Below are 25,609 nucleotides of genomic sequence, written 5' to 3'. Positions count from 1 at the left end.
CTAATTATATAAGTGATCGCTTTATCGAGGCCAGCGGAAATCATCAGCCCGCCCTGGGTGGGCGGTCACCGTGTTGTCCGGTGCAGGCTTCGCCGGCACCGGGCCAACCGCGGCGCCCATGAGCTCATTGCTCCCCTGCAGGTCCAGGTCCTTCAAGCTCACCGGCGCGATGCGGTCGATTTTGGCGGGCGCGGCGGCTGTGGGCGCGTTGGGGCCAGCCGGGGTGCCGGGGAGGGGAGCGGGGGTGGTGGCGCCCAGCAATTGCCGCAGGGGCTTTTCGGCGTAAAAGGCGAGCTTGCGCTTGCCGGCGCTGGTGATGTTGATGCCGTCATTGGCGCGCAGGCGCGCTGTCTGGCCGTTGATATCGACGCCGGAAAGGACGAAATTGCCGTTCTCGTCGACAAAGCCGTCCCAGACATCGGTGAAATTGCCGCCGGCGTTCTCTGTGGCGGTTTGGTAGATCTCGTTCAGCGCCAGCATGTCCTGTGACAGGCTGCGCAGCTTGAAGGGCGGCTGGCCGACCCAGACCAGCGGATAGCCTGCGCTCTTGACCGTGCCCACGAAGCTCTCGACGCGCCTGGAATATTCCGCCGTCCATTGCGGTGTACGCGGTGCGTAGGTCACGCCGTCCACCGTCATCGGCTGGCGGTCATTCGCGCCGATCATCACCACGACGGCGGCCGGCCTCTCTTCTTCGAGGATGGTCTTGATGTTTGTTCCCCAATCATAATGATCGGTACGAACGAAGCCGGAAGAGCCGTTGATCCGGCTGGCGACGCGGATATCCGGCGTCTCGGCAAACGCTTCGCTCAAGCCCTCCGCGAGCCCGCCGCCAATGAAGTCGCCCACGACCAGCACGGTCCTGGCGTCGGGCGTTTTCTCGACGGGCGGGGTGGGGGCGGCAGCTGCGCGGGCCGACGGTGCGCCAGTGGCGGCCGGCGCGCGCGAGCGCATGGGTCGCTCCGCCGGACGCTCGGATGGCGGACGCCGCCGGGTGGCCGATTTCGAGGGACGTTTCCTCGCCCGGCCCGGTTCGCGATATTGCGGGGGCTCTTCATAAACCGGGGGAGGCGTTCGCCTGCCGAACAGCATCTCGAACAGGTTCCTGCGCTCCTGCGCCGCTGCTTCCGGGGTGACGGCGAGGATCGTCAGCGCCGCCAGCGAGAGGAGGATGAGGACGAGCGTCAGAAATGATGCCGGGCGTTGTCGCATTTCCCTCAAATCGATTTCACCCTAAAGCGTGTTGCATTTCATCGCATTCATGGAACACGCTTTAAGTTTTTGTTTTTGCGCATGTCTTTATCCCAAAACCGGTTCCCGCTTTTGGGAGACATGCTTTAGCGCTGCCGCAGCACCGACAGCACTTCCTTGCTCGGGTGGCCGTCCGGCGAAAGGCCATTGCGCTGCTGGAAGGCCTCGATGGCCTTGCGCGAGGTGGAGCCGATCTTGCCGTCGATATTGCCGTCATAATAGCCCAGCGCCTGCAAATGCTGCTGCAATTCCTGCCGCTCGCGCATGGAGATTGGCGTGAAGGGTCGGTTCCAGTCCTGCACGAGCCCAGGATAGCCGGAGATGCGGTCGGCGAGAAGGCCCACGCCCAGCGCATATTTATCGGCATTGTTATAGCGCTTCAGCACGAAGAAATTCTTGGTCATCAGGAAGGCTGGGCCCTGGCGCCCGTCGGGCAGCTTCAGCGTAGCCTTCTGCGAACTGCGCGGAAAGGGCTTGCCATTGGCGCGCTTGACGCCCAGCGCCTGCCATTCGGCCAGCGTCAGCGAGCCCGAGGGGAATTTCCGGCCCGCCGGTAGCACCACCTCATAGCCCCAGGTCTGGCCGGGCTCCCAGCCATTGCGTTTCAGAAGGTTGGCCGCCGTCGCCAGCGCATCGGGAGGCGAAGTCCAGATATTGCGCTTGCCGTCGCCGTCGATATCGACCGCATAGGCCTGATAGCTGGTCGGGATGAACTGGGTGTGGCCGAGCGCGCCCGCCCAGGAGCCGGTCAGATGGCTGCGGTCGATATCGCCTGTCTGGAGAATCTTCATCGCGGCGATCAATTGCGTGCGGGCATATTTGGCGCGCGCCTTGTCGGCATAGGCGAGGGTGGCCAGCGAGCGGATGGCGTCGCGCATGACGTCGTCGCGCTTGAGGATCTCGCCATAATTGCTTTCCATCGACCAGATGGCGAGAAGAATGCTGCGCTGCACGCCGAACCGCTGCTCTATGCGCTGAAGCCAGGGACCCCATTGGCGCGCCATGGCCTGTCCGGTCGCAACCGAATGCTCGTTGACGCGGTTGTCGATATAATCCCAGACGGGGGCGGTGAATTCAGGCTGGTAGGCAGCCTTCTTCAACACCTCCGGGTCGGGCGCGGTGATGCCCGCGAAAGCGCGATTGAAGGTTGTCGCGGAGACGCCGCTGTTGAGCGCGGTGGTGCGGAAACTGGCGATCCAGCGTTTGAATCCGGCATCGGCCAGCGCGCTTGGCGTCATGAATGCGGATAATAACGCCATTGTCACAGCGAATTGCGCGAGCGTTTTCCCGATCCGTCCGATTGAAGCGCGGCGCGTTCGAATCATACTTTACTCCTCGTAACCCGGCAGTCCCTTCATGATCGGCAAAAATATCGTCCTCAGGTTAGCAATCGGTTTACCATCTGGCTGAAGTTCGGCAGGACGGGCTGTTCATGCGCTCAATCCACGTTTTATGCCGATATGCAACGTGATCGTTTATTCTGTTGCTTTCCACCGATGTTCATCGTTATTCGGCTGGAAGTCTAGCCTGTCAGGCCCTTTCGTGGAGTTGGAAAAGGAATGAGTTCGAAGAAAAAGATCCGCAAGGCAATCTTCCCCGTGGCAGGCCTGGGGACCCGCTTCTTGCCGGCGACCAAGTCCATTCCGAAGGAGATGCTGCCCGTCGTGGACAAGCCGGTCATCCAATACGTCGTGGATGAGGCGCGTGAGGCGGGGATCGAGCATCTGATCTTCGTCACGGGCCGCAACAAGGCCGTCATCGAGGATTATTTCGACGCGCAGGTGGAGCTCTATTCGACGCTCGCTGAACGCGGCAAGAACGAGCTTCTCGATCATCTCCAGAGCATTCAGCCCCAACCGGGCACGGCGAGCTTCACGCGCCAGCAGGTGCCACTGGGCCTCGGCCATGCCGTCTGGTGCGCGCGGGAGCTGGTGGGCGATGAGCCCTTCGCGCTGCTGCTGCCCGACATGGTGATGCAGTCGAAGAAGAGCTGCCTCGCCGAGATGGTGGAGCTTTATGAGGAGAGCGGCGGCAACGTCATCGCCGTGCAGGAATGCGACCCGGCGGAAGCGCATAAATATGGGATCGTCGGACGCGGCGAGCCGGTGGGCAAGGGCTTCAAGGTCACCGGCATGGTGGAGAAGCCGGCCAAAGGCACCGCGCCGTCGAACCTCTACATCAACGGGCGCTACATCCTGCAGCCGGAGATTTTCGGTATTCTCGAAAGCCAGGAAAAGGGCTCCGGCGGCGAAATCCAGCTGACCGACGGCATGCTGAAGCTCGCCAAGGAACAGCCTTTCTACGGCTTCCACTACACGGGCCGCACCTTCGATTGCGGCTCGAAAGAAGGCTTCATTGAGGCCAATGTCGCCTTCGCCCTTTGGCGCAGCGATATCCGCCCGAATGTCGAGTATTCGATCGGGGACTTGCTGCAGACGATCAAGGTCGGAAGTTAAGCGCCAACGCCCTCCTTCCCCCTTGCGGGGAAGGTGTCTGCGGAGCAGACGGATGGGGGTGGTTGCGTAGTTTGCGAGCTATGAGAATACGGCGCGCTGCCTTTACTACCCCCATCCGCCCGCTAACGCGGGTTTCGTCGCTGGAAAAGCCAAATCGTTGGCATTCCTCGGCCTTCGGCCGAACGCTCCTCAATCCCGCAAGGGGGAAGGAAACGCTAGACTACCTCTGCACCTTCACCCCGACATAGACGCTGTTGGCCGTGTATTCGCGCCAGCTGACGTCGCTCTTCATGAATTCGTGGCGCAGGCGTCCGTTGACGCCGACGAAGCGGTTGAACCAGTAGGTGGCGCCGATTTCAGCGCCGAGGCCGTAATCAAGGCTCGTGCCGTCGCGATTGTCGCGCAGGGTCAGATCCAGACCTGTTTCGAAGGTCAGGTTGGCGCGGATCAGGCGCTTCACGTCGATATTTGCCAGATAGAGGATATTGCCGCTGTCGCCGGGAGCGGTTCCGCCATCGACGATAGTCTGTCCCGAAATCCGCACATCCGTGCCGCGCTCGGGCGACCAGTTCATCGCGGCGTTTACCCAAAGGCCGCCAATATCCTTCAGCCGCTCATCCTCGATATTCTCGCGCAGGTAACCGACCGAGAATTCGCCGTTCAGCTTCTCGCCCATATCGACGATGGAGCCGACGCGCAGGCCGAGGCGGGTGGCGTCGCGCTCATAGCCGTTGTCGTCCCGCTTCTGATCATAGATTCGCTTGCCGGCTTCGATTTCGGCGAAGGGCTTTATCGCTTCGGAGATTTCATAGCCGCCGCGCAGCGTCAGGGTCACGAGGTTGGCGTCGCGGTCCTTCTGGGTAACCTTGCCGCCTCCGGAGATTTCGGCATCGCCATAGACGGAGCGCTCGACCCTCGCCGTGGCGGCGCCGAAAAACACGCCCACATCGCGTTCGACGCCGAGGGAGCCGTTCAGCGTCTGCACGATGGGGCGCTTCAGCGCGCCGACAATGCCCGAAGGGTTGGACGCGCTTTCGCGGCGCAGATGATAACCCGCGCCGATATTGACCTTGGTGGCGTCGTTCAAATCGAGCCGCAGGCCGCTTTCGATGTCGATGCGCGGTTCGTCGACTTTCTGTCCCGAGAGCGTCTTGACGATGTTGCCGGAGGCGTCGATCGTCGCCTGATGGCGCGACCAGTCGGATCGTACGCCCAGCTGCAGCGCGGTTTCGGACAGGATCGCGCTCTTGCCGTCGGAGCTGTTGTCGGCATTGCTGGTGGCGCGGATGCCCTGTTCGATGCTGGGGCGCAGGATGAAGGAGCCGGCGCGGATGCCCTCTGGGTCGAAAGGGTCGGCCTCGGTGCGCGTGCGCGGATGGCCGTCGATCGGCGGCTCCCGCTGATTATCGCGCGCTATCCGGCCCGTGTCGCCCATATCCTCGCCGCCTACCGGCCCGGTGCGCAGATTGGTGGGCTGAGCCTCATCGTCGGCGCGCGCCGGGCGACGATTCGTATTTTCCTCGGCCTGCGGCGCGCCGGGCAGGCCTTCCGGCTCTATCGGCAGGCCCTGCAGCGTGTTTTCGTCAACACTGACGGCATAGCCGCCATTGTCCGGTGTGTCCGCGTCCGGCACGGCACCGGCGCTTGCGGGCTGGTAAGGGACGGGGGGCGGAGCGGCTTCCTGCAGCGAGCCGCGCAGGGGCGTCTCCTGTGCCAGGGCCGAGTGGTTGAAGGCACTCAAGGCAACGCCGGCCAGAAGCAGCGCGGCGAACCTGCGCTTGCTGGCTATGGGCAGATGGCTGCCGGCAGGCGATGCGGCGTGATGCATGATCTGGACTGGAACCCGATTCCAAACGTGGTTCCCGGACCGTAAATCCACATGGTTAACGCACGGTTTCTTTTAACCGTTTGTTGAGGGAGGCCGCCGCTCCTCCCAAGCAACAAATATTGGACAGACGCGCGGCGAAGCGCTAACGCTTCAGCCCATGCAGGATATCAGAGACAAAAAGGCGGATGCAGCGGCGGCGATCGAGTCGGCGTTGCGTACGATCGGAACGGAAAAGGCGGGCCTCAGCGCGCTCGAGGAGGCATTGCAAAACGGCCTCTCCAAACCGTTCGCCGAAGCGGTTGGACGGATCGTCTCCTGCCCCGGCCGCGTCATCGTGACGGGTGTCGGGAAGAGCGGCCATATCGGCACCAAGATCGCCGCCTCGCTCGCCTCCACCGGCACGCCGGCCTATTTCGTTCATTCGGCGGAGGCCAATCATGGCGACCTCGGCATGGTGGGCAGCGACGATGTCATCCTTGCGCTTTCCTGGTCGGGAGAGACGGCGGAGCTAAAGGGTATCGTCAGCTATTCCCGGCGCTTCCGCATTCCGCTGATCGCGCTCACCTCGCGGGAGAATTCCACGCTCGGGCGCGAGGCGGACATCGTGCTCCTCTTACCTCGGGCGGATGAAGCCTGCCCGCACGGTCTTGCCCCCACCACTTCGACGCTGATGCAGCTGGCCCTGGGCGATGCGCTCGTGGTGGCGCTGCTGGAGGCGCGGGGCTTCACGGCGGGCGATTTCCGCACCTTCCATCCCGGCGGCTCCCTGGGCGCAAGCCTTACCCATGTGCGCGATATCATGCATCGCGGCGACGAACTGCCGCTGGTGCCGCTCGGCACACCCTTGCCGGAGGCCATGCAGGTGCTCTCGCACAAGCGCTTCGGCTGCGTCGGGATTGTCGATGGGGAGGGGAGGCTGGCCGGCATCATCACGGACGGTGATCTGGCGCGCAATCTCCATCGCAATCTCGCGGCGACGCATGTGGATGAGATCATGACGCGGCATCCGAAGGTGGTGGCGCCGCAAATGCTCGTCAGCGCTGCGATGAGCATCCTCAACGAGCATAATATCAGCGCGCTGATCGTCACCGAGGACAATCGCCCCGTGGGGCTGGTGCATTTCCACGATCTGCTGCGGATCGGGGTGGCTTAAGAAAGGGAGTAGGGGAATAAGGGAATAGGGGAGTATGTTGGTGCTTGCCGCCGGCCACCTGCGCGATATCGCCCTTATTCCCTTATTCCCTTATTCCCTTCACATCCATCTCCAGCGAAACCGGATCGAACCCGACCACGCGGACTTCCGTTCCCGCAGGCAGGTCGGGACCTTTCGCGCGCCACATCGTATCGTTGATACGGATGCGTCCGCGGCCATTGACGATGGGCTCCGTCAGCGTGGCGCGCTGGCCGACGAGCTGCTGGCCGCGGCGGTTGAGAAGAGGGTCGTCCGATTTATCGCTCGAAGAGCCGAAGAAGCGGCGGCCAGCCAGCGCGAAGAGGACGGAAAGCACCAGAAACACAACGATCTGGGCATGCCAGCCGAAGCCTGCCGCTGCCAGCAAAAAAGCGAGCGCACCGGTCACCAGCGCGGCAAGCCCGAACCAGACGAAGAAGATGCCGGGCGCCAGGATCTCGAGCATAAGCAGAGCCAGTCCGAGAACGAGCCAGTTCCAGATGCCGAGGCTGGTCAGGAATTCAACGATCATAACGGGTCTCGATTGAACTGGGACGTCATTGCCGGAGCGCTGCCATGGAAAGTTAAATCACTCTTTGCCTCGCCCCGCCGATGGGACGCTGCGCGGGCGCGAGGGGGCGGGGGATTGCGGCGCGGGATCGGCTGGCGTGCCGCCATCGCCAAAGACTTCCTTCGCAATGGCGCCGATGCCGCCGAGCGAGCCGATTAGAGCGCTCGCCTCAAGCGGCATCAGCACGACCTTCTGATTCTTGGCGCTGGCGATCTGCCCGAGGGCTTCGGTATATTTCTGCGCGACGAAATAGTTCAGCGCCTGCACATTGCCGGTGGAGACCGCCTCGGAAACCAGCCGCGTTGCCGTCGCTTCCGCCTCCGCCAGCCGCTCGCGGGCTTCCGCCTCGCGCTTCGCCGCCTCCAGCTTGCCTTCGGCTTCCAGGATCTGCGATTGCTTCTGGCCTTCGGCGCGCAAAATCTGCGCGTTGCGGTCGCCCTCGGCCTCCAGCACCTGCGCGCGCTTGTCGCGCTCGGCCTTCATCTGCCGGGCCATGGAGGCGACGATATCAGCCGGCGGGTTGATGTCCTTGATCTCGACGCGCGTCATCTTGATGCCCCACGGATGCGCGGCCTCGTCGACAACGCGCAGCAGGCGATCATTGATCGCGTCGCGGTTGGAAAGAAGCTCGTCGAGGTCCATCGAGCCCATGACCGTGCGGATATTGGTCATGGTCAGGTTGAGAATGGCATTCTGCAAATTCGCCACCTGATAGGCAGCCTGAGCGGCATTCAAAACCTGGTAGAAGGCCACGCCATCCACGGCGACAATGGCGTTGTCGCGGGTGATAACCTCCTGCGTCGGCACGTCGAGCACCTGCTCCATCATGTTGAGGCGCGCGCCGATGCGGTCGAAAAACGGAACGATCAGGTTGAGGCCCGGATTGAGCGTGCGCGTGTAGCGGCCGAACCGCTCGACGGTGTAATTATAGCCCTGCGGCACGGTCTTGATGCCGGCGAACAGCGTCGCCAGAACCAGCGCAGCCAGAATGAGAAGCGTGAAATCGAAACCGGTCATGGCGTTACCTCAAGAAGTAGGGCAATAGGCAGTATTGCAGTAAGTATCTGATAAGGCAAACATACTGCCTTACTGTGACACTGCGCTAGATCCAACCTTGCAGCTCGCGGCGAACCAGCGTTTCGATCACCGCCATGCCCTCGCCGGAATCGTTGAGGCAGGGGATGAAGCTGAAATTGACGCCGCCGTTCTCGCGGAAGCTGTGGGCCGCCTCATTGCCGATCTCATCCAGCGTTTCCAGGCAGTCAGAGACGAAGCCGGGATTGAAGACGGCGATGGATTTGACGCCTTCCTGCGCCAGGCGCTCGACGGTCTTGTCCGTATAGGGCTGGAGCCATTCCTCCGGTCCGAAACGGGACTGGAAACAACTGATCAGCTTCTTTTCGTCCCAGCCCAGCCGCTTGCGCAACAGGCGGGTGGTGGTCAGGCACTGCGCATGATAGGGATCGCCGCGCTCGGAATAGCTCTTCGGAATGCCATGATAGGAGGCAATCACCACCTCCGGCTCGAACGCGAGCGTCTTGAGATGCTTCTCGATGGAGCTGGCGAGCGCTTCGATATAGACGGGTTCGTCCTCATAGGAGGGCACGGTGCGCACGGCGGGCATGAAGCGTGTCTTCATCAGCGCCTCGAAGAATTTGTCGTTCACCGTTGCCGTCGTGGTGGCGGAATATTGCGGATAGAGCGGGAACATGACGATGCGCTGGCAACCCTGCTCGCGCAGCCGCGTCAGCACCGTTTCGATGGAAGGCTGACCGTAGCGCATCGCCCAATCGACTACGACGTTGGGATAGTCCGCGAGCGCAGTGGCCAGCTTCTCCCCTTGCGCGCGGGTGAAGGTGCGCAGCGGCGATTCACTCCTCTCCCGGTTCCAGATGCGATCGTAAAGCTTCCCGGAGCGCTTCGGACGGGTGTTGAGCACGATGCCGTAGAGGATCGGATACCAGACGGCGCGCGGCCATTCGATAACGCGGCGGTCGGACAGAAATTCCTTCAGATACCGCCGCATATTGGCGAAATCGGTGCCGTCAGGCGTGCCCAGATTGGCCAGAAGTACGCCGACCTTGGGCATGGCGCCCTTTAAAATCTGAGTTTCATCCGCTTCGCTCATGTCATTTCTCCTTGCCCTCGGGCATTTAGAGCAGAATGCAACCAAATGCATCCTGCTCCAAATCAAAAGCCGGGCGGAGAAGTAGAGTTTTCAGGTTAAGAATACAATTGAGCGAATGCGCGCAGGTTCGGCTCCCTCCTTCCCCTTGTGGGGAAGGTGCCTACCGTTAGCGGACGGATGGGGGGTGGAGATGGTTGCGCTCTATCCTTCACCACTCCCACCCCGCTCACTTCGTTGGTGACTCTCCCCGCAAGGGGGAGAGTGAGGTGCGAGGTCAGGCCGGGATGCTCAGCTTTACGCCGATGGGCAGGCGGCGCGGGGCGTATTTGTTGGCCTTGTGCAGCTTCGGCCAGTCCGTCGCATCGCCATAGTAGCGCTTTGCCAGATCCCAGTAGGTGTCGCCCGCCTTGATGACGTGAACTTTCTTCACGACGGGCTTTTTCGGTTTTGCGGGCTTGGCAAGCAATTGTGCCAGCGTCTGCGGCTTGGCCGGCTTCTGCTTTGTGTCTTGCTTCGGCTTCGCAGCCTGCTTCGTCGCGGCCTTCTTTGCCGCCACGGCCTGTTTCACCGAAGTGACGGGCTTGCGCGTTTCAGCCTGTTTCTTCCGCACGACAACCGCGGTTTTGGCAGGCTTAATGGATGCAGCCGGTTTGGAGGGCGTAGCGGGTTTTGCCGCTGCGGCCGTCTTTGCCGGCTTCGCCGCTTCCACGGGCTTGGCTTTCGCCGTTTGTGCCGGCTTAGCCGGGGTAGCAGGCTTGGCCTTGACGGTCTGGGCGGGCTTGGCCGGAGCAGCGGGCTTGACGGGCGTTGCGGCTGGCTTCGCGGCAGTTGCGGCCGGCTTGACGGGCTTCGCGGCTTCCACCGGCTTGGCCTTGATTGTCTGCACCGGCTTGGCAGGCTTTGCCGCTTCCGCAGGCTTTGCTGGCGTCGCTGGCTTGGCGGCAGCGGGCTTGGCAGGCTTTTTCGCCTCTTCCGCCGGTTTGGCCGCGGCCGTCTTCTTCGCAGGTTCCATCGACTTTGCCGGTTTGGCAGCGCCTGCCGCCGGGTTGGCGGGTTCGGCAGGCGTGGCCTTCTGGGCCGGCTTGATGGTGCCCGTCGTGGTCGGTTCGGGGGCTTTCGCCACCTGCGCCGCCGCGATCGCCTTTATGCGCCCGTCGAGATAAGGCTTGTAGGGACGGTTCTTGGCGAGATAATCGGCGACGACCTGATCAAGGCTTGGACCGTAATCATAGGCATTCACCGCAGCAGTCGCGAAGATCTTGTAGCCGTCGCCGCCGCTGCGCAGAAAATTGTTGGAGACGACGCCATAAGTGGCTTTCGCATCCAGCGACTTCCAGCTGTTTCCATCCCGCACCTGGATGTCGGTAACCCGCTCGCCCGCCGGTTTTGCCTTGTCGAAGCTGAACTTCAGCCCAGCGACCTGGGGGAAGCGGCCTCCTCCTTCCGTCACCTGGCTAACGCCGTTTTCCAGCGCCGCCTTCACATCCGCGCCTTTCAGCTGGAAGGTGGACAGCGTGTTCTGGAAGGGCAGAACGGTCAGTACCTCGCCCATGGTCACATCCCCGGCGTCGATGGAGGCGCGCAGGCCTCCGCCATTGGCGATGGCAATCGCGATGCCCTGGCCTTTCACGCGGTCGAGCATGGCATCGGCGACGAGATTGCCCATGGTGCATTCGCCCACGCGGCAGACCTCACGCCCGCCCTCTATGGGGCCGACCGTGCTGGAGATAACCTTTGCCTTCAGTTCCTCGATGGGCTTGCTCAGTTCCTTGACGCGGGCGAGCACTGCTTCGTCCGGCTTGATCGAGGAATCGACGAGAATCGGGTCTCCCTTGGCCGAGACGGGCTTGCCCTTATCGTCGAAGGTCACGGCGATTTCGCCTAGATATTTGCCATAGGAGCGCGCCTGGACGACGGGCACCGAATAGCCGCCGGGGTTCTCGACGAATGTGGGATAGGGGCCTTCCGCCGCGCTGTCCGTGTTGGAAAGCAGGGTGTGGGAATGGCCGCCCACGACCACATCGACGCCTGGAATCTTGGCGATGGCGGCGATGTCACGCGGATAGCCGACATGGGTGAGCGCGATCACCTTGTCGACGCCTTGCTTCGTCACCTCCGCTACGGCCGATGTGATGGCCTTCACATCGTCATCGATGCCGATGTTCGGGCCGGGAGAGGCGAGCTCGGCGGTGTCGTTCGTCACGGCGCCGATGATGGCGATCTTCTGGCCGCCCACTTCCTTGATGAGGTAAGGCTTGATCTTGTCCTTGATGGAGGACTTGACGTCGGCCCGCACATTGGCGCTGACGATGGGGAAATCCGCCTTGCCGATAAAGGCGGCAAGCCCGTCCTCGCCATCATCGAACTCATGGTTGCCGATGGTCATAGCGTCGAATTTCATGAGGTTCATGAATTCGGCTTCGGCAGCCCCCTTGTAGGTGGTGTAGAAGAGTGAGCCCTGGAAATTGTCGCCAGCGTTAAGGAGCAGGACGTTCTGCCCTTTCAGCGCATTTCGGCGGTTATCCACTGCCGCTTTGAGCCGCGCGGCTCCACCGAAGCACTCATTCTTCCCCTCTTCCTCGGCAGAACAGGTGGAATCATATTTGTTGATGGATTCGATCCGGCTGTGCCAGTCGTTGTTATGCAGGATGGTGAGCTTGTAATCGGCGAGGGCGGCGTTAGCCGACATCGCAAGAACGGAGGTACACAACAATACACGGATACGGAATGCGGACATTACTACTTGTCTCCCTGTGAACTCGCCCGCTAGCACCTCGGCCCCCACCGAGATGCCTGATGCAAACATCTTGCCGTGTCTTATGCAAGTGGAAAGTTATATTTTATTAATCTTTTAGTAGAGGGGATGTATTCAAAATATAAGCCATCATTCCCGGGGTTGTTCCGAGAATATACAATGGCGTGATTTGTCAGTATGTTAGCTGCTTTTCTTATTCCCGTCGCAGATTCTCGGGACATGCCCGAGAATGATGCAGCAGGCGATTTTCGCCGGTGTTCACCAGCCTATCCCGCCGCCTTCCGCGTAAGCGAGAATTGCGAGCCGGCGGAGGAGGTGCAGTTGAGCTGGGAGGGCGAAACCACGGCGCAATTGACGCGCGAGGTGGTGCCGCGCACCAGCGAGCGCATCTCGATGGCGACGAGCTGCGGGTTCTCGTAGCGGTAGCTGCCTTCGGCGAGCTTCTCGTTGGTGTCGGTCGTGCGTGTGACGAACACGCCGGAATTGAAGCTGGAAGTGATGCCGTTCGCATCGACCCAATTGCCCTCGATGCCGCCACGACCGATCACGGTGGGGGCGTTGCCGCCAATGGGGCCAGCGGACTGACAGGCCGCAAGGCTCAGGGAAATGGCTGCAAGGGCTGCCGCCGTGCTGAAGCGTTTCATCGTTTGGCTCTCCCGTTCAGATTGGGCCTCCCCTCTGATGTATCCAAATTTTAACGAAAACAAGCCCGATTGAGGGGAGGGGAAGAGATGTGTGGTATTTTGGCAACGGGTTGGCGTCCTCCTTCCTCGCAAGGGGGAAGGAGAGCGCTTGATGTCACCGCACCAGAATATTCCTGAACTGCCAGGGATCCTTGGTATCGAGGTCTTCCTTGAAAAAGCCGGGGCGGCCTTCGAGCGGGGTCCAGTCGGTGTAATAGCCTTTCACGGGACCGAGATAAGGCGATTGCACTTCGAGGCAGCGCTTGTAGTCTATCTCGTCGGTTTCGACAATGCCGGCTTCCGGATTCTCCAGCGCCCAGACCATGCCGGCGAGCACAGCGGACGATACCTGCAGGCCGGTGGCGTTCTGGTAGGGCGCGAGCTTGCGGGCTTCTTCCAGCGAAAGCTGCGAGCCATACCAATAGGCGTTGCGGTCGTGGCCATAGAGCAGGACGCCCAGCTCATCAATGCCGTCGAGAAGCTCACCCTCCTCCAGCACGTGCTGAACCGGCTGCGGCTTGCCGGCGGCGCCGAACATCTCGTCGAGGGATAGCACCGCGTCGTTCGAGGGGTGGTAAGCGTAATGGCAGGTCGGGCGGTAGACCACGTCACCCTTCTTGTCGCGCACGGTGAAGAAATCGGCGATCGAGATCGACTCATTATGCGTGACGAGGAAGCCATATTGCGGGCCGGGCGTCGGACACCAGCTGCGCACGCGGGTGTTGGCGCCGGGCTGCTCCAGATAGATGGCGGCCTTGTTGCCCTTCTTCTGTTCGTGGGCGTTCTTGGGCATCCATTTTTCATGCGTGCCCCAGCCAAGCTCCGCCGGCTGCAGGCCTTCGGCGATGAAACCTTCCACGGACCAGGTATTCCAGAACACATTGAGCGGCTTCGGCTCTTTGGCGCGCTGCGTGTCGCGCTCGGCGATGTGGATGCCCTTGACGCCCACTTTCTTCATCAGCTTGGCCCAGCCCTCGCGGTCGTCAACGCCGGGTTCGTTGAAATCGAGCTTCAGTTCGGTGGCAAGATCGACCAGCGCCTTTTTGACGAACCAGGAGACCATGCCGGGATTGGCGCCGCAGCAGGAGACGGCGGTCGGGCCGCCGGGGTGCTTCTTCTTCTCGGCCCGCACCGTCTCGCGCAGCGCATAATTGGTGCGTGCGGCATTGTCCGCCTTGTCGTCGAAATAGAAGCCGAGCCATGGCTCGACGACGGTGTCGATATAGAGCCCGCCTTCTTCCCGGCAGAATTTCATCAGATCGAGCGAGGAGGTATCCACCGAAAGGTTGACGCAGAAAGCCTGCCCGCCGCCCTCATTCAGCAATGGCGCGAGGACGGATTTGTAATTGTCCGGCGTGATCGCCTGCTGGAGGAAACGGTAGCCCTTATCCTCGGCGATCTTCCTGTTCGCGTCGCTGGGGTCGATGATGGCCAGACGCGACTTATCGAATTTGAAATGGCGTTCGATCAGCGGCAGGGTACCGCGCCCGATCGACCCGAAGCCGATCATAACAACAGGGCCGGTGATTTCGCCGTAAATCGGCCATTTCGTTTCCGCCATTTCCAGTATCTCCGATCTGGGGTTCGATGTTTCGTGCAGGATGTCCTTCTTGAGGGTTCCATATCGGCTAAATCACAGATTGCCGTCACAATAAAGTGCGGCAATGCGTTCTCCCTGCATCATTTGAATGCAGATGAGTAAAGAGCGTTAATTTTCGGGCAGTTTACAACAGCCGCGCCCGGATCAACCCGCGCAGCGAATTGCCGACGAGGATGTTCTTCGCCTTGCGCAGATCGTCTTCGGTGAGTTCCGCCTCCTGGACGATGCCGCCGGCGAGGAGTTCTCCGCGCAGGATGCCGGGGAGGAGGCCACAGTCGAGCGCCGGGGTGGCGCAGCAGGTGCCGCCATGGTCGGCGAAGACGGAGGTAATGGTGCCTTCGCAGACGCGGCCCTCATTGTTGAGGAGGATCACCTCGTCCACGTCATCGCGGGAGAATTCGGCCCGCGCCGCCTCGTAGATTTGCCGCCGCGTCGTCTTGTGGTGCAGCAGCGGGTCCTTCCTGTCGAGCCGGGTGCGGGCGATGGCGACGCGCCAGACCGTATCAGGGGAAAGCGGGGTGAAAGGTTGCGCGGCGACGCTGACGGTGCCGCCCAAATCGAGCGCCAGGCGGACGCGCAGCGCCTGATCGCCCCTTGCAACGCTTTCCAGCTTGGCGCGGATTGTCGTCTCGTCGAAGGGGAAGCCCAGCGCGCGGGCGGAATGCTCCAGCCGCGCAAGATGCCGTTGCAGCCGCAGGAAGCCACAAAGCGGCTCCCATCGCAGCGTTTCGATCAGTTCGTAATCGGGACCGTTCCCGTTGCGAACCGGGCTTTCAGAAGACATTCCTCATACTCCGCCTTCGGGGTGGAATCGAACACGATTCCGCCGCCGATGTTGAAAGTGGCATTGCCGTCAGGATAGAGCGAAATGGTGCGGATGGCCACGTTGAAGCGCATCCGGCCCTGCGGCCCTATCCAGCCAATCGCTCCGCAATATACATCGCGCGGGGCTTCTTCAAGCTCGGACAGGATTTCCATGGCACGGATCTTCGGCGCGCCGGTTATCGAGCCGCAAGGAAAAAGCGCCGCGAAGATGGCGCGAAGGGTGAGGCCCGGGTTGAGGCGGGCGCGTACTTTCGACACCATCTGATGGACGGTCGGATAGCGCTCGACCTTGAAAAGCTCCGGCACATATAGGCTCGCGGGATCGCTGATCAATGATATGTCGTTGCGCAGGAGATCGACAATCATGCGGTTTTCCGCTTGGCTTTTAGGATCGTGGATCAGGAAATCGCGGAGGCGGTCGTCTTCGTCGGGCGTTTTTCCGCGCGGCGTCGTGCCCTTCATGGGGTGGGTTTCGATCCAGCCGTCATTGTCGACGTCGAAGAAGAGTTCCGGCGAGCGCGACAGGATGATCGGGCCGCCGAGGTTACAGAACGCGCCGTAGCGCACCGGCTGACGGGCGGTCAGGGCATCGAAGGCGGCGAGCGGATCGCCCGACCAGCTTGCATGGACGGGAAAGGTCAGATTGCCCTGATAGCAATCACCCTCGCGCAAGTGACTGTGGAGGCGGGCGAAACGTTTTTCGTATTCGTCGAAAGTCCATGCGGCGCGGGCCTCCGTGAGGAATGGCTCGTTCCGCGGCTTGCGGTCGGGCAGGGCGAGGTCCGATGGGCCGTCGAAAACGCCGAAGCAGAGAAGCGGCGCGCGCCGATTGGAAGGGAGACGGGGGGCGAGTTTCGGTTCGAGCAGATAGCCCGCTTCGTAGGAGAGATAGCCCGCCAGCCATTTTCCCGCTTCATGGGCGGATTGCAAGGCGGCGAAGGCCGGTTCGAAATCGTTGGCGCTCTCGGCGGTTATGAGTTGCGATGGCTCGGCGAAGAGGAGTTCGCGCTGGGCGGGATCATCGCGGAAGAGGATGTAGGGGTACCCCATTTAATTGGAAACGCTGGCGGGACAGCGCCCCCCTCTGCCCTGCCGGGCATCTCCCCCGCAAGGGGGGAGATCAGCAATCAGGCCCGCTTTCGCCAATCGCAGGCGTTGCAGGTTGTGCGCTGTCAGCGATGAAGGCCAATCTCCCCCCTTGCGGGGGAGATGCCCGGCAGGGCAGAGGGGGGCGACGTAGAGCTCCAGCGTTTCCATATTTAAAGTATCCGGATTTTACCCCTCCATCCCCTCCAACTCATCAATAATCCCCTCGATCACCGACAGCCCCTTCTGCCAAAAGCCAGGATCGGACGCATCGAGCCCGAACGGCGCGAGCAGTTCCTTGTGATGCTTCGTGCCGCCCGCTTTCAGCATCTCGAAATATTTCTCCTGAAAGCCCTTCTCGCTGTTCTGGTAAACGGCGTAGAGCGAGTTCACCAGGCAGTCGCCGAAGGCATAGGCGTAGACGTAGAACGGCGAATGGATGAAGTGCGGGATATAGGTCCAGAAGGTCTCATAGCCCGGATTGAGCCGCACGGCGTCGCCAAGGCTTTCGCGCTGTACGTCGAGCCAGATTTCGCCGATGCGCTCCGCCGTCAGCTCGCCATTGCGGCGCTCGGTATGCACCCGGCGCTCGAATTCGTAGAAGGCGATCTGACGGACGACTGTGTTGATCATGTCCTCGGCCTTCTGCGCCAGCATCGCCTTGCGCTCGCGCTTATCCGTTGTACGCTCAAGCAGCGAGCGGAAGGTCAGCATTTCGCCGAAGACGGAGGCGGTTTCGGCCAGCGTCAGTGGCGTCGAGGCCATCAGCGCGCCTTGCCTGCCCGCCAGCACCTGATGGACACCATGGCCGAGCTCATGGGCCAGCGTCATCACATCGCGCGGCTTGCCCATGTAGTTGAGGAGCACATAGGGGTGGGCAGAGGGCACGGTCGGGTGCGCGAAGGCGCCGGGGGCTTTGCCGGGTCGGGTCGGCGCGTCGATCCATTTCCTGTCGAAGAAGTCTCGAGCGATATCGGCCATTTGAGGGGCGAAGCCGGCATAGGCTGACAGCACCGTCGCCTTCGCCTCGTCCCATGGGATCACCGCCTGCGGCGTCTCGGGCAGGGGGGCGTTACGGTCCCAGTTTTCGAGAACCGGCAGGCCAAGCCATTTCGCCTTCATCGCGTAATAGCGGTGCGACAGGCGCGGATAGGCTTCACGTACGGCTTTCGCCAGGGCATCCACCACTTCCGGCTCGACGCGGTTCGCCAAATGGCGGGAGTCGGCGATGTCTTTGAAGCCGCGCCAGCGGTCGGAAATCTCCTTGTCCTTGGCCAGCGTGTTGGTGATGAGCGTGAAGGTGCGCAAGTTCGCTTTGAAGGTCTCGGCCAGCGCCTCGGATGCCTTCTTGCGCACCGCGCCGTCGGGGTCCTGCAACAGGTTGAGCGTCGGCTCGATAGGCAGTTCCTCGCCGTCGACCTTGAAGCGTAGCGCCGTCATCGTCTCGTCGAACAGGCGGTTCCAGGCGCTATAGCCGGTCACCGACTTTTCATGGAACAGCTGCTCGATGCGGTCTTCCAGCTGATAGGGCTTGTCCTTGCGTAAGTCCACGAGCCAAGGGCGGTAATGGCCGATGGCGGGGTTGGCGTTCATCGCCTTTTCGATTACAGCATCGTCGATCTGGTTGAGTTCCAGTCCGAAGAAGATCAGGTGACGGCTGGCATCCGTCATCTTCCCCTGCACGTCACCATAGAATTTGGCGCGCTTGGGATCGGATGTGTCGCCCGCATAGAGCAGGCTGGCATAGGAGTAGATACGGCCCATCAGCTCTTCCAGCGCCTCGAAGGCCTTGATGGGTTCCGCCAGGTCTCCGCCATCGGGCTTTGCCGCTTCCGCTGCGAGCTTGCCCTTCCAGCGTTCCTCAAAAGCCGCGGCGTCGCGGGCGGCCTTTTCCATATCAGAGGCAAGTTCGACGGAATCCATCGCGGGATAGAGGTCGGCGAGGTTCCATTCCGGCAGATCGCCCAGATTTTGAGCCTGCGGCCATGCGGCGGCAGCCTCGTTCCCTATAGATTGGCGGGCAAGTTCCGGGGAGCTATTCATGAGAGGTTCCTTAAATTCGCCATTCATACTATGGTTCAGTGCATGGGCGCTGCGGCCAGCGTCCCGATTTTGAAATCCGTATTAAACCGATACAGGCCGTAAGACGAATTTCAAAATCGAAAGGGCCGGGATGCGAAACGCATTTTAGTCAAAAGCAAGCGTTGCTGGCGGCTTTTTGTTTAGATTCCTCGGCCATGTTGATCCAGTTCCGATTTATGTCAGATGAAAACATATTCCATGGCCGGTCCCATTCTTATCGTTGATGACGATCCGGTCCAGCGCCGCCTGCTGGAAGCCGCGGTGCTGCGCATGGGATATAGAACCATCCTTGCGGATGGCGGGCAGGCGGCGCTGGGGCTGTTGCGCTACCGCAAAGAGATTTCGCTCGTCATCCTCGATCTCGTCATGCCCGACATGGATGGCTTCACGATCCTCAAGCGCATGCGCGAGGGCGGGGTGTCCGTTCCGGTCATCGTGCAGACGGCGCAGGGCGGGCTCGACACGGTCATCACGGCGATGCGGCTCGGCGCGTTCGATTTCGTGGTGAAGCCCGTTTCGCCCGAGCGGCTGCAGGTCTCCATCGGCAATGCGCTGAAGCTGGGAGCGTTAGAAGGGGAGATCAAGCGCATCCGCCATTCGGCGGAAGGACGGCTCACCTTCCGCGACCTTGCGGCGCGCAGCGAGGCGATGGAGCGCGTCGTCAAGCTGGGGCAGAAGGCGGCGGCCTCAAACATTCCCATTCTCATCGAAGGGGAATCCGGCGTCGGCAAGGAGATGCTGGCGCGTGCGATCCAGGGTTCGGGCGAGCGGCGCGGCAAGCCGTTCATCACCGTCAATTGCGGGGCAATCCCGGACAATCTGGCGGAGAGCATTCTGTTCGGCCATGAAAAGGGAGCCTTTACCGGGGCCACCGAGAAGCATCTAGGCAAATTCGTCGAGGCCGATGGCGGTACACTGTTCTTGGACGAAGTGGGCGAGTTATCGCCAGAACTGCAGGTGAAGCTCTTGCGCGCCGTGCAGGAGGGTGAGGTTGACCCCATCGGCAGCAAGAAGCCGGTGAAAGTGGATATAAGGCTGATATCGGCGACGAACCGCAATCTCATCGATTTGGTGAAGAGCGGGCAGTTCCGCGAGGATCTGTTCTACCGGCTACATGTATTCCCCATTTCCCTGCCGCCCCTGCGCAAGCGGAGCGAGGATATTCCCGTGCTGGTGCGCCATTTCCTGGCGCGGTTCACAGCGGAGGAGGGGCGGCCGCATATTAAGGGCATCGCCCCCTCGGCGCTGGCACTGCTGGCAGCTTATGACTGGCCCGGTAATATCCGGCAATTGGAAAATGCGGTGTTTCGCGCGGTGGTGCTGTGCGAAGGGACGGAGCTGACGGCGGACGATTTTCCGCAGATACAGGCGCTGGCGGGCGGGCTTGCCGGAGAGCGGCCGCCGCTTGCGCAGCAGGCGGGGAGGGAGCCACCCCAGCCCATGGCGGAAAGCCAGGCAGGGGCGGAAAAATTCGGCCAAGTGCAGGGTCTGGACGGGCGCGGGCATGTGCGCCCACTCGCCGAGATGGAGGAGGCGATGATCCGCCTCGCCATCGCACATTATGGCGGCCAGATGAGCGAAGTGGCGCGGCGGCTCGGCATCGGGCGCTCGACGCTTTACCGCAAGCTCAAGGATTACGGCATCGATGCGGGAGGAGGGAACGAGGCCGCGGAGGATTCGTCCGACACCGAGCGCTCGCCGGACGAGCCGTTCTAACCGCGATGCCGGTCGCCCCGCAGCGGATTATAACCTGCGCAAATTAGCGCGTACGGAAGCTTGTTAACAAGCCATTTACCATGGTATAAAATGAATGCTGCGGTGTGCCTTTTTTGCCATTCTATAAACGTATTCGGTCTTCAATAAACGTCCATTAACCATTAATCCGATAGTCCAGCCTTCGGGGACTGCTAGAATGGCAAGGCTACGCAATTGACGGACTGTATTTCGGCACTCAGGGGGATTTATGCAGCGGTGCGTGCGCGCCGCGTGCTATGGATCGCCTTCCTTACCGTAATTCTCGCGCCTTCGCTTGCGTCGGCGGAGACCCGGACGCTCAAGCTCTATTATGTTCACACCAAGGAGCGGGCGGAGATTACCTTCAAGAAGGACGGGCGCTACATTCCGAGCGGCCTCAATCAGCTCAACCGTTTCCTGCGTGACTGGCGCCGCAACGAGCCCACGAAGATGGACCCGCGCCTCTTCGATCTCGTCTGGCAGGTCTACAAAGCCAGCGGCGCGCGCGATTATATCCATGTCGTCTCCGCCTATCGCTCGCCCGCGACCAACTCGATGCTGCGCTCACGCACGCGCGGCGTGGCGAAGAAGAGCCAGCACATGCTCGGCAAGGCGATGGATTTCTATATCCCCGGCGTGCCGCTTGCCAAGCTGCGTGCCATCGGCATGCGCTATCAGTCGGGCGGCGTCGGCTATTATCCGCGCTCGGGCTCGCCCTTCGTGCATATGGATGTCGGCAACGTCCGCCATTGGCCGCGCATGAGCCGCCGCGAGCTGCTGGCGCTCTTCCCCGATGGTAAGACCCTGCATCTGCCGACCGACGGCAAGCCATTGCCGGGCTATGAGGCGGCGCTTGCCGCCTATGAGGCCCGCCAGTCTGGCAGCGGGGTGATGATGGCGAGCGCAAGCCCACGCAAGAGCAAGAGCCTGCTGGCCATGCTCTTCGGCGGCGGCGCTGACGAGGAAGAGGATATCAGCGAATCCGGCGGCGGAACCATGGTGGCTTCCGCTGCGCGCCCGACGCGCACGGCACCGAGAGCGCCCATGGCCGAAGAAGCGCCTGAGCCCGCCGCTCCCGTCGCCCGCGCCCCGGCGCCGCAGCCCCAGCCTTTGCCTGAACCGCCGCAACAGACGCTTGTCGCCGCCCTGCCGCCGCGCGAGGTTCCGCGTCCGCTCGACGCGCCGCGTCCCGCTGCCGCCGTGGCGGAGGGAACGCCCGTGGAGCAGCCGGCGCTTGCCTATGCCGTGCCGCTGCCGGGCCAGAAGCCCCAGGCCGCGATTGCCATGGTTGCGCCGCCGCCCAACACGCTGCAGCCGCCCGCGCCTGGCACCACCGGCTATGTGCCGAGTGCGTCCGCCGTGGATGGCGCGCCGAATGCCGCCGCCGCGCCGGAGCAGGTGGCTGCCGCGAGCACGCCCAATCCGCTGATGAACGGTTTCGTGCCGGTGCCGATGAACAAGCCAAAGCATGAGAACCCCGCACTGGCGCTTGCCTCTGCTGTCGTGCCTGCGCCGCGTCCCGAAACGGCGCCCGCCGCCGCGGCAGCCGAGGCTGTCGTGCAGGAACCGGAGCCGAGGCATGACGCGATTGCGCAGATTGCCGCGGCGCATGCCGACACACCGGCCTATCCGTTGCCGCAGAGCGCGCCGGAAAGGCCGCAGCCCCAGCCGCAGCAGGTCGCGCTTGCCGCTCCTGAGGAGGAGGTGATTCCCGTGCCCGATGAGCCGGAGGACCACGCGCCCCAGATCGTTGCTTCGGTGACGCCCGCCGCCATGCCGCGCAAGGTGCTGCAAGACGCCGCGCCCAAGGCTCGCGCTATCGCAGCGGTCGACACGGGCGTGAAAACCACGGCTAAGGGCGCCAAGCCCCATCCGGGCGAGGCGCGGGAGCCTGAGGCAGTCGTCCAGCCAGCGGCGTCGGTGCCGGTATCGCGCCTGGCAATGTCCGCGACGCCGGTCGCCAAGGTTGCGCCGGCGGGCGGAAAGGCGCTGCGCAACGACGCGCTCCGCGCCGCGCCGACCACCGTCTACACCGCCGGCTTCCAGCGCGACCTGCCGACGGAAAAAGCCAATCGCTTCTCCGGTAAGGCCGTGACGTTCCTGTCGATCGCGAAGTTTTCGGAGACGAACTGAGCTGGCGAGGAGGATTGAGGCGGTGGGCCAAGTACCTCATCCGACCGCGCTACGCGCGGTCGGATGAGGGGTAACCGCAGTCCCCGAAGGTTAAGCAGCCAACCCCGCCGCTTCCCGCGCAAGCGTGGTGATCTTATCCCATTCGCCCGCTTCGACCAGTTCCTTCGGCGCGACCCATGAGCCGCCGACGCAGATGACATTGGGCAGCGAGAGGTAGGTTTTGGCATTGGCGAGGCTGATGCCGCCGGTCGGGCAGAAGAGGGTTCCGGCGAGCGGGGAGGCGAGGGATTTCAGGAATGCCGCGCCGCCAGCCTGTTCGGCGGGGAAGAATTTGAGAAGGGTGTAGCCGTCTTCACGCGCAGCCATGATCTCGCTCGGCGTAACGCTGCCGGGCAGGAGAGGGACGTCGCTATCGCGCGCGGCCTGACGGATCGCCTCGGTGACGCCGGGGCTGACGATGAAACGCGAACCGGCCTTGGCCGCTTCCTCGTATTGGCGCGCATTGAGGATCGTGCCTGCACCGACAATCGCCTCCGGCACCTCCTCAGCCACGGCACGGATGGCGTCGAGCGCGGCGGCGGTCCTGAGCGTGATCTCGATGGCAGGCAGCCCACCCGCCGCGAGGGCGCGTGCCAGCGGAACCGCATCGGAAGCCTTGTCGATCAGCAGAACCGGAATGACCGGCTGGCCTTTGAGGATTGGAAGCAGAAGGTCGGTTTTCTGGGTCATCAGCATTCTCCGGTTTTTTAACCGATTTAGTCCCGCCGCATTGTTTTGTCCATCACGCGACGGGCATGTTTGCGTCAGGCGGGACCGATGACGAAGAGAGACGCTCGCGCCAGATTTCCCAGGCCCGGGCCATTTTGCCGTGGTAGTCATATTTGCGATAGCCGGGGCCATTATATGCCCGTGCGAATTTTGGCCAGTCATGGGCGTTCAGCTCGTCCACCAGGCCGGATTTTTCGATGAAGCGCAGCATCAGCCGAATTTGTCCTGCCACCGAGCCGCGCGCCTCGGCGACGAGTGCTTCGACGCTTTCGTAATCGAGCCAATCCCAGTGCGCCCCCATCACCTGCCCCAATCCCCATGAGACGGATTCGAGCGCTGCCTCGCGGTCGATTTCCATGGCGCGCTCGAGCAGACGCCAACGGTCGGCCTGCGCCGCCGGGTTCTTGACCGCGCCGGCTTTGGGTGAGGCAAGGCGCTGCCGCCTGGCTTCGGCAAGTTTCTCGCCCGTCAGGCGCTGGTGAAAATAATGGCCCTCGAAGCGGATCAGCGGTTCGTCGCGCCCATTGACCCGAGCGGTGGCCTGTCCGCCGCTTTCCACCTCGGCGACGGCTAGAAGCGCGGCTGGCTCTACGCCCGATACGGTGGCGGCTATGATGATTTGCTGGATGGTTTCATCTTCAAACATCGCTGTCCCTCGAAAATTTCTGTAAAGCCCAGGCTGAAAATCATTTTCGTCCGAACGCGCCGGTGTAGGATAAATTCGGCGCGCAAGATCGGTCCCGTGGGAAAATCTGCAACTCTGGCGAGATTGTACTATTGATTGCAATTCTTCGCCATCTTGCAATCCGCTCATATCGGGATTAGTTCGATCATCATGACCAATCCGTCTTTCATCGTCGCCGCTCTCTATCGTTTCGCGCGCCTGCCGCATTACGAGGCATTGCGCTCGCCGCTGGCCGAGCTTTGCTGCAGCCAGGGCATCAAGGGCACACTGCTTCTGGCCGCCGAGGGCATCAATGGCACCGTGGCGGGCAGCGCCGAGGCGATCGATAAGCTAATTGCGCGGATCGAGGCGGAGCCGGCGCTCAAGGGGCTGGAGCTCAAATATTCTTACGCCAGCGAGATGCCGTTTCATCGCATGAAGGTGCGCCTCAAGAAAGAGATCGTCACCATGGGCGTGCCCGGGGTGGACCCCCTGAAAAGCGCGGGGACCTATGTCGCGCCGCAGGATTGGAACGATCTGATTTCCCACCCCGATACGGTCGTGATCGACACACGCAACGATTACGAGGTGGCTATCGGCACGTTTCGCGGCGCGGTCGATCCGAAGACCCGCACCTTCCGCGAGTTCCCCGAATGGATCGAGCAGAATCGTGCTAAGCTGGAAGGCAAGAAGATCGCCATGTTCTGCACGGGCGGCATACGCTGCGAAAAGGCGACGGCTTATGTCAAGGGATTGGGCTTCGACGAGGTCTATCATCTAAAGGGCGGGATTCTCAAATATCTGGAGGACGTGCCGCCGGAGCAAAGCCGCTGGGACGGAGAGTGCTTCGTCTTCGATGAGCGGGTCTCGGTGAGCCATGGCCTGCATGAGGGCGAGACGGAACTTTGCCGCGCCTGCCGCCATCCGATCACGCCTGAGGAGCGCCTGTCGCGCTATTACCAGGAAGGCGTTTCCTGCTCCCATTGCTATCACGAGCGCACCGACGAGGACCGCGCCCGCTATGCCGAACGCCATCGGCAGGTGCTGTTGGCAAAGCAACGCGGCGATGGACGGCATATCGGACATTAGGGGCGGTCCGTAGTTTCGAGAATCTGGCGGTGCGGCAGGGAGGAAAGAATGGCGAATTTGACGAACTGGACGGCGTGTCCGCTGCCTGAACGAAAGGTTCTCGAGGGGGCCTATGTGCGCCTTGAACCGCTCGATGCGGCGAAGCATGGCGACGGGCTCTATGAGGCTTCGTCGGTGCCGGATGCGGATGCGCGCTTCACCTGGCTTTTCGATGAAGTGCCTGGCGACAGGGCGCAGTTCCAGCCATGGCTCGATGAGGCCGAGGGCAGCACCGATCCCCTGTTTTTCACTGTCATCGACAAGGCGAGCGGCAAGGTGGCCGGGCGGCAGTCGTTGATGAGCATCTCGCCGGCTCATGGTTCTATCGAGATCGGCAATGTCTACTGGGGGCCGCTCGTCTCGCGGAAACCGGCGGCGACGGAGGCGCAGTTTCTGTTTGCCCGTTATATCTTCGACGAGCTCGGCTATCGCCGCTACGAATGGAAGTGCAACAATGACAACGAGCCGTCGAAACGGGCGGCGCAGCGCTTCGGCTTCCAATTCGAGGGCCTTTTCCGCCAGCATAGGGTGGTGAAGGGCAAGAACCGCGACACGGCTTGGTTCTCGATCATCGATAGCGAATGGCCGGCGCTGAAGACGGCCTATGAGAGGTGGCTGGCTCCGGATAATTTCGATGCTGAGGGCAGGCAGAAGCGGCGGCTGGAGGCGTTTCGGGCGGAGTTATTCAGTTAAAGTAAGGTGATGCCGGCGGGACAGCGCCCCCTCTGTCCTGCCGGACATCTCCC

17 protein-coding genes and 3 pseudogenes are annotated in these 25,609 nt (G+C 62.1%); 6 read left to right on the top strand and 14 right to left on the bottom strand.

The genetic code is table 11. From position 1 onward, the window contains the following. Positions 1–21: 21 nt before the first annotated feature. Both ACOWVG_RS07070 and ACOWVG_RS07065 read right to left on the bottom strand, forming a co-directional pair. The gene (locus ACOWVG_RS07070; protein WP_420960997.1) at positions 22–1,212 is read right to left on the bottom strand and encodes a DUF459 domain-containing protein; all 1,191 of its coding nucleotides are present in this window, start codon (positions 1,210–1,212) and stop codon (positions 22–24) included. 125 nt (positions 1,213–1,337) lie between these two features. Further along, positions 1,338–2,480 (bottom strand): annotated as a pseudogene (locus ACOWVG_RS07065) (lytic murein transglycosylase); the annotation flags it as partial. A 330-nt stretch (positions 2,481–2,810) separates the two neighbouring features. Between ACOWVG_RS07065 and galU the strand changes: the two are divergent. Further along, entirely contained in the window at positions 2,811–3,707 is an 897-nt protein-coding gene (galU, locus tag ACOWVG_RS07060; RefSeq protein ID WP_420960996.1) for a UTP--glucose-1-phosphate uridylyltransferase GalU, read from the top strand. A 220-nt stretch (positions 3,708–3,927) separates the two neighbouring features. Here the strand turns inward: galU and ACOWVG_RS07055 are convergent, their stop codons facing one another. Next, positions 3,928–5,535, bottom strand: coding sequence for an outer membrane beta-barrel protein (locus ACOWVG_RS07055; protein ID WP_420960994.1), 1,608 nt, complete (start codon positions 5,533–5,535; stop codon positions 3,928–3,930). A 157-nt stretch (positions 5,536–5,692) separates the two neighbouring features. On the opposite strand from ACOWVG_RS07055, the gene ACOWVG_RS07050 reads away from it, so the two are divergent. After that, positions 5,693–6,688: a KpsF/GutQ family sugar-phosphate isomerase gene (locus ACOWVG_RS07050; RefSeq protein WP_420960992.1), complete on the top strand. Its 996-nt coding sequence runs from the start codon at positions 5,693–5,695 to the stop codon at positions 6,686–6,688. Between the two features lie 82 nt (positions 6,689–6,770). Here ACOWVG_RS07050 and ACOWVG_RS07045 read toward each other — a convergent pair whose 3' ends face one another. The 9 genes and pseudogenes from ACOWVG_RS07045 to ACOWVG_RS07005 all read right to left on the bottom strand — a co-directional run. Further along, on the bottom strand, positions 6,771–7,238 hold the full coding sequence (locus tag ACOWVG_RS07045; protein ID WP_420960991.1) for an NfeD family protein: 468 nt from the start codon (positions 7,236–7,238) through the stop codon (positions 6,771–6,773). A gap of 57 nt (positions 7,239–7,295) precedes the next feature. Continuing rightward, entirely contained in the window at positions 7,296–8,294 is a 999-nt protein-coding gene (locus tag ACOWVG_RS07040; RefSeq protein WP_420960989.1) for an SPFH domain-containing protein, read from the bottom strand. Between the two features lie 85 nt (positions 8,295–8,379). Beyond that, a complete protein-coding gene (gene hemH, locus ACOWVG_RS07035) occupies positions 8,380–9,405 on the bottom strand; it encodes a ferrochelatase (protein WP_420960987.1) in 1,026 nt (341 codons plus the stop codon). A gap of 850 nt (positions 9,406–10,255) precedes the next feature. Then, positions 10,256–12,142, bottom strand: a pseudogene (locus tag ACOWVG_RS07030) (bifunctional metallophosphatase/5'-nucleotidase); the annotation flags it as partial. Between the two features lie 284 nt (positions 12,143–12,426). Next, complete coding sequence (gene omp10, locus ACOWVG_RS07025) at positions 12,427–12,804, bottom strand: outer membrane lipoprotein Omp10 (protein ID WP_420960986.1); 378 nt, start codon at positions 12,802–12,804, stop codon at positions 12,427–12,429. A gap of 154 nt (positions 12,805–12,958) precedes the next feature. After that, positions 12,959–14,404: a homospermidine synthase gene (locus tag ACOWVG_RS07020; protein ID WP_420960984.1), complete on the bottom strand. Its 1,446-nt coding sequence runs from the start codon at positions 14,402–14,404 to the stop codon at positions 12,959–12,961. Positions 14,405–14,567: 163 nt separating this feature from the next. Then, positions 14,568–15,227 (bottom strand): aminotransferase class IV family protein, encoded by a 660-nt coding sequence (locus tag ACOWVG_RS07015; protein WP_420960983.1) that lies wholly within the window; start codon positions 15,225–15,227, stop codon positions 14,568–14,570. Beyond that, complete coding sequence (locus ACOWVG_RS07010; protein ID WP_420960982.1) at positions 15,176–16,318, bottom strand: aminodeoxychorismate synthase component I; 1,143 nt, start codon at positions 16,316–16,318, stop codon at positions 15,176–15,178. The genes ACOWVG_RS07015 and ACOWVG_RS07010 overlap by 52 nt, the downstream gene beginning before the upstream one ends. 225 nt (positions 16,319–16,543) lie before the next feature. Next, a pseudogene (locus ACOWVG_RS07005) lies at positions 16,544–18,322 on the bottom strand (M3 family oligoendopeptidase); the annotation flags it as partial. Between the two features lie 312 nt (positions 18,323–18,634). Between ACOWVG_RS07005 and ACOWVG_RS07000 the strand changes: the two are divergent. Both ACOWVG_RS07000 and ACOWVG_RS06995 read left to right on the top strand, forming a co-directional pair. Next, positions 18,635–20,152 (top strand): sigma-54-dependent transcriptional regulator, encoded by a 1,518-nt coding sequence (locus tag ACOWVG_RS07000; protein ID WP_420960980.1) that lies wholly within the window; start codon positions 18,635–18,637, stop codon positions 20,150–20,152. Positions 20,153–20,407: 255 nt separating this feature from the next. Beyond that, positions 20,408–22,303 carry a DUF882 domain-containing protein gene (locus ACOWVG_RS06995; RefSeq protein ID WP_420960978.1) on the top strand — a complete coding sequence of 632 codons (1,896 nt, stop codon included), beginning with the start codon at positions 20,408–20,410 and terminating at the stop codon, positions 22,301–22,303. Between the two features lie 90 nt (positions 22,304–22,393). Here the strand turns inward: ACOWVG_RS06995 and ACOWVG_RS06990 are convergent, their stop codons facing one another. After that, positions 22,394–23,032 carry a 2-dehydro-3-deoxy-phosphogluconate aldolase gene (locus ACOWVG_RS06990; protein ID WP_420960976.1) on the bottom strand — a complete coding sequence of 213 codons (639 nt, stop codon included), beginning with the start codon at positions 23,030–23,032 and terminating at the stop codon, positions 22,394–22,396. Between the two features lie 52 nt (positions 23,033–23,084). Further along, on the bottom strand, positions 23,085–23,717 hold the full coding sequence (locus tag ACOWVG_RS06985; protein WP_420960974.1) for an N-acetylmuramidase family protein: 633 nt from the start codon (positions 23,715–23,717) through the stop codon (positions 23,085–23,087). Between the two features lie 189 nt (positions 23,718–23,906). Here ACOWVG_RS06985 and ACOWVG_RS06980 point away from each other — a divergent pair, with 189 nt between their 5' ends. Further along, a complete protein-coding gene (locus ACOWVG_RS06980; protein ID WP_420960972.1) occupies positions 23,907–24,824 on the top strand; it encodes a rhodanese-related sulfurtransferase in 918 nt (305 codons plus the stop codon). Positions 24,825–24,872: 48 nt separating this feature from the next. Beyond that, on the top strand, positions 24,873–25,556 hold the full coding sequence (locus ACOWVG_RS06975) for a GNAT family N-acetyltransferase (protein ID WP_420960970.1): 684 nt from the start codon (positions 24,873–24,875) through the stop codon (positions 25,554–25,556). Positions 25,557–25,609 lie beyond the last annotated feature (53 nt).

This window comes from Brucella sp. IR073, from assembly GCF_049065735.1.
Lineage (GTDB): Bacteria > Pseudomonadota > Alphaproteobacteria > Rhizobiales > Rhizobiaceae > Paramesorhizobium.
Note: the sequence above shows the minus strand (reverse complement) of the source record. Positions and strands in the feature narration are given on the sequence as shown.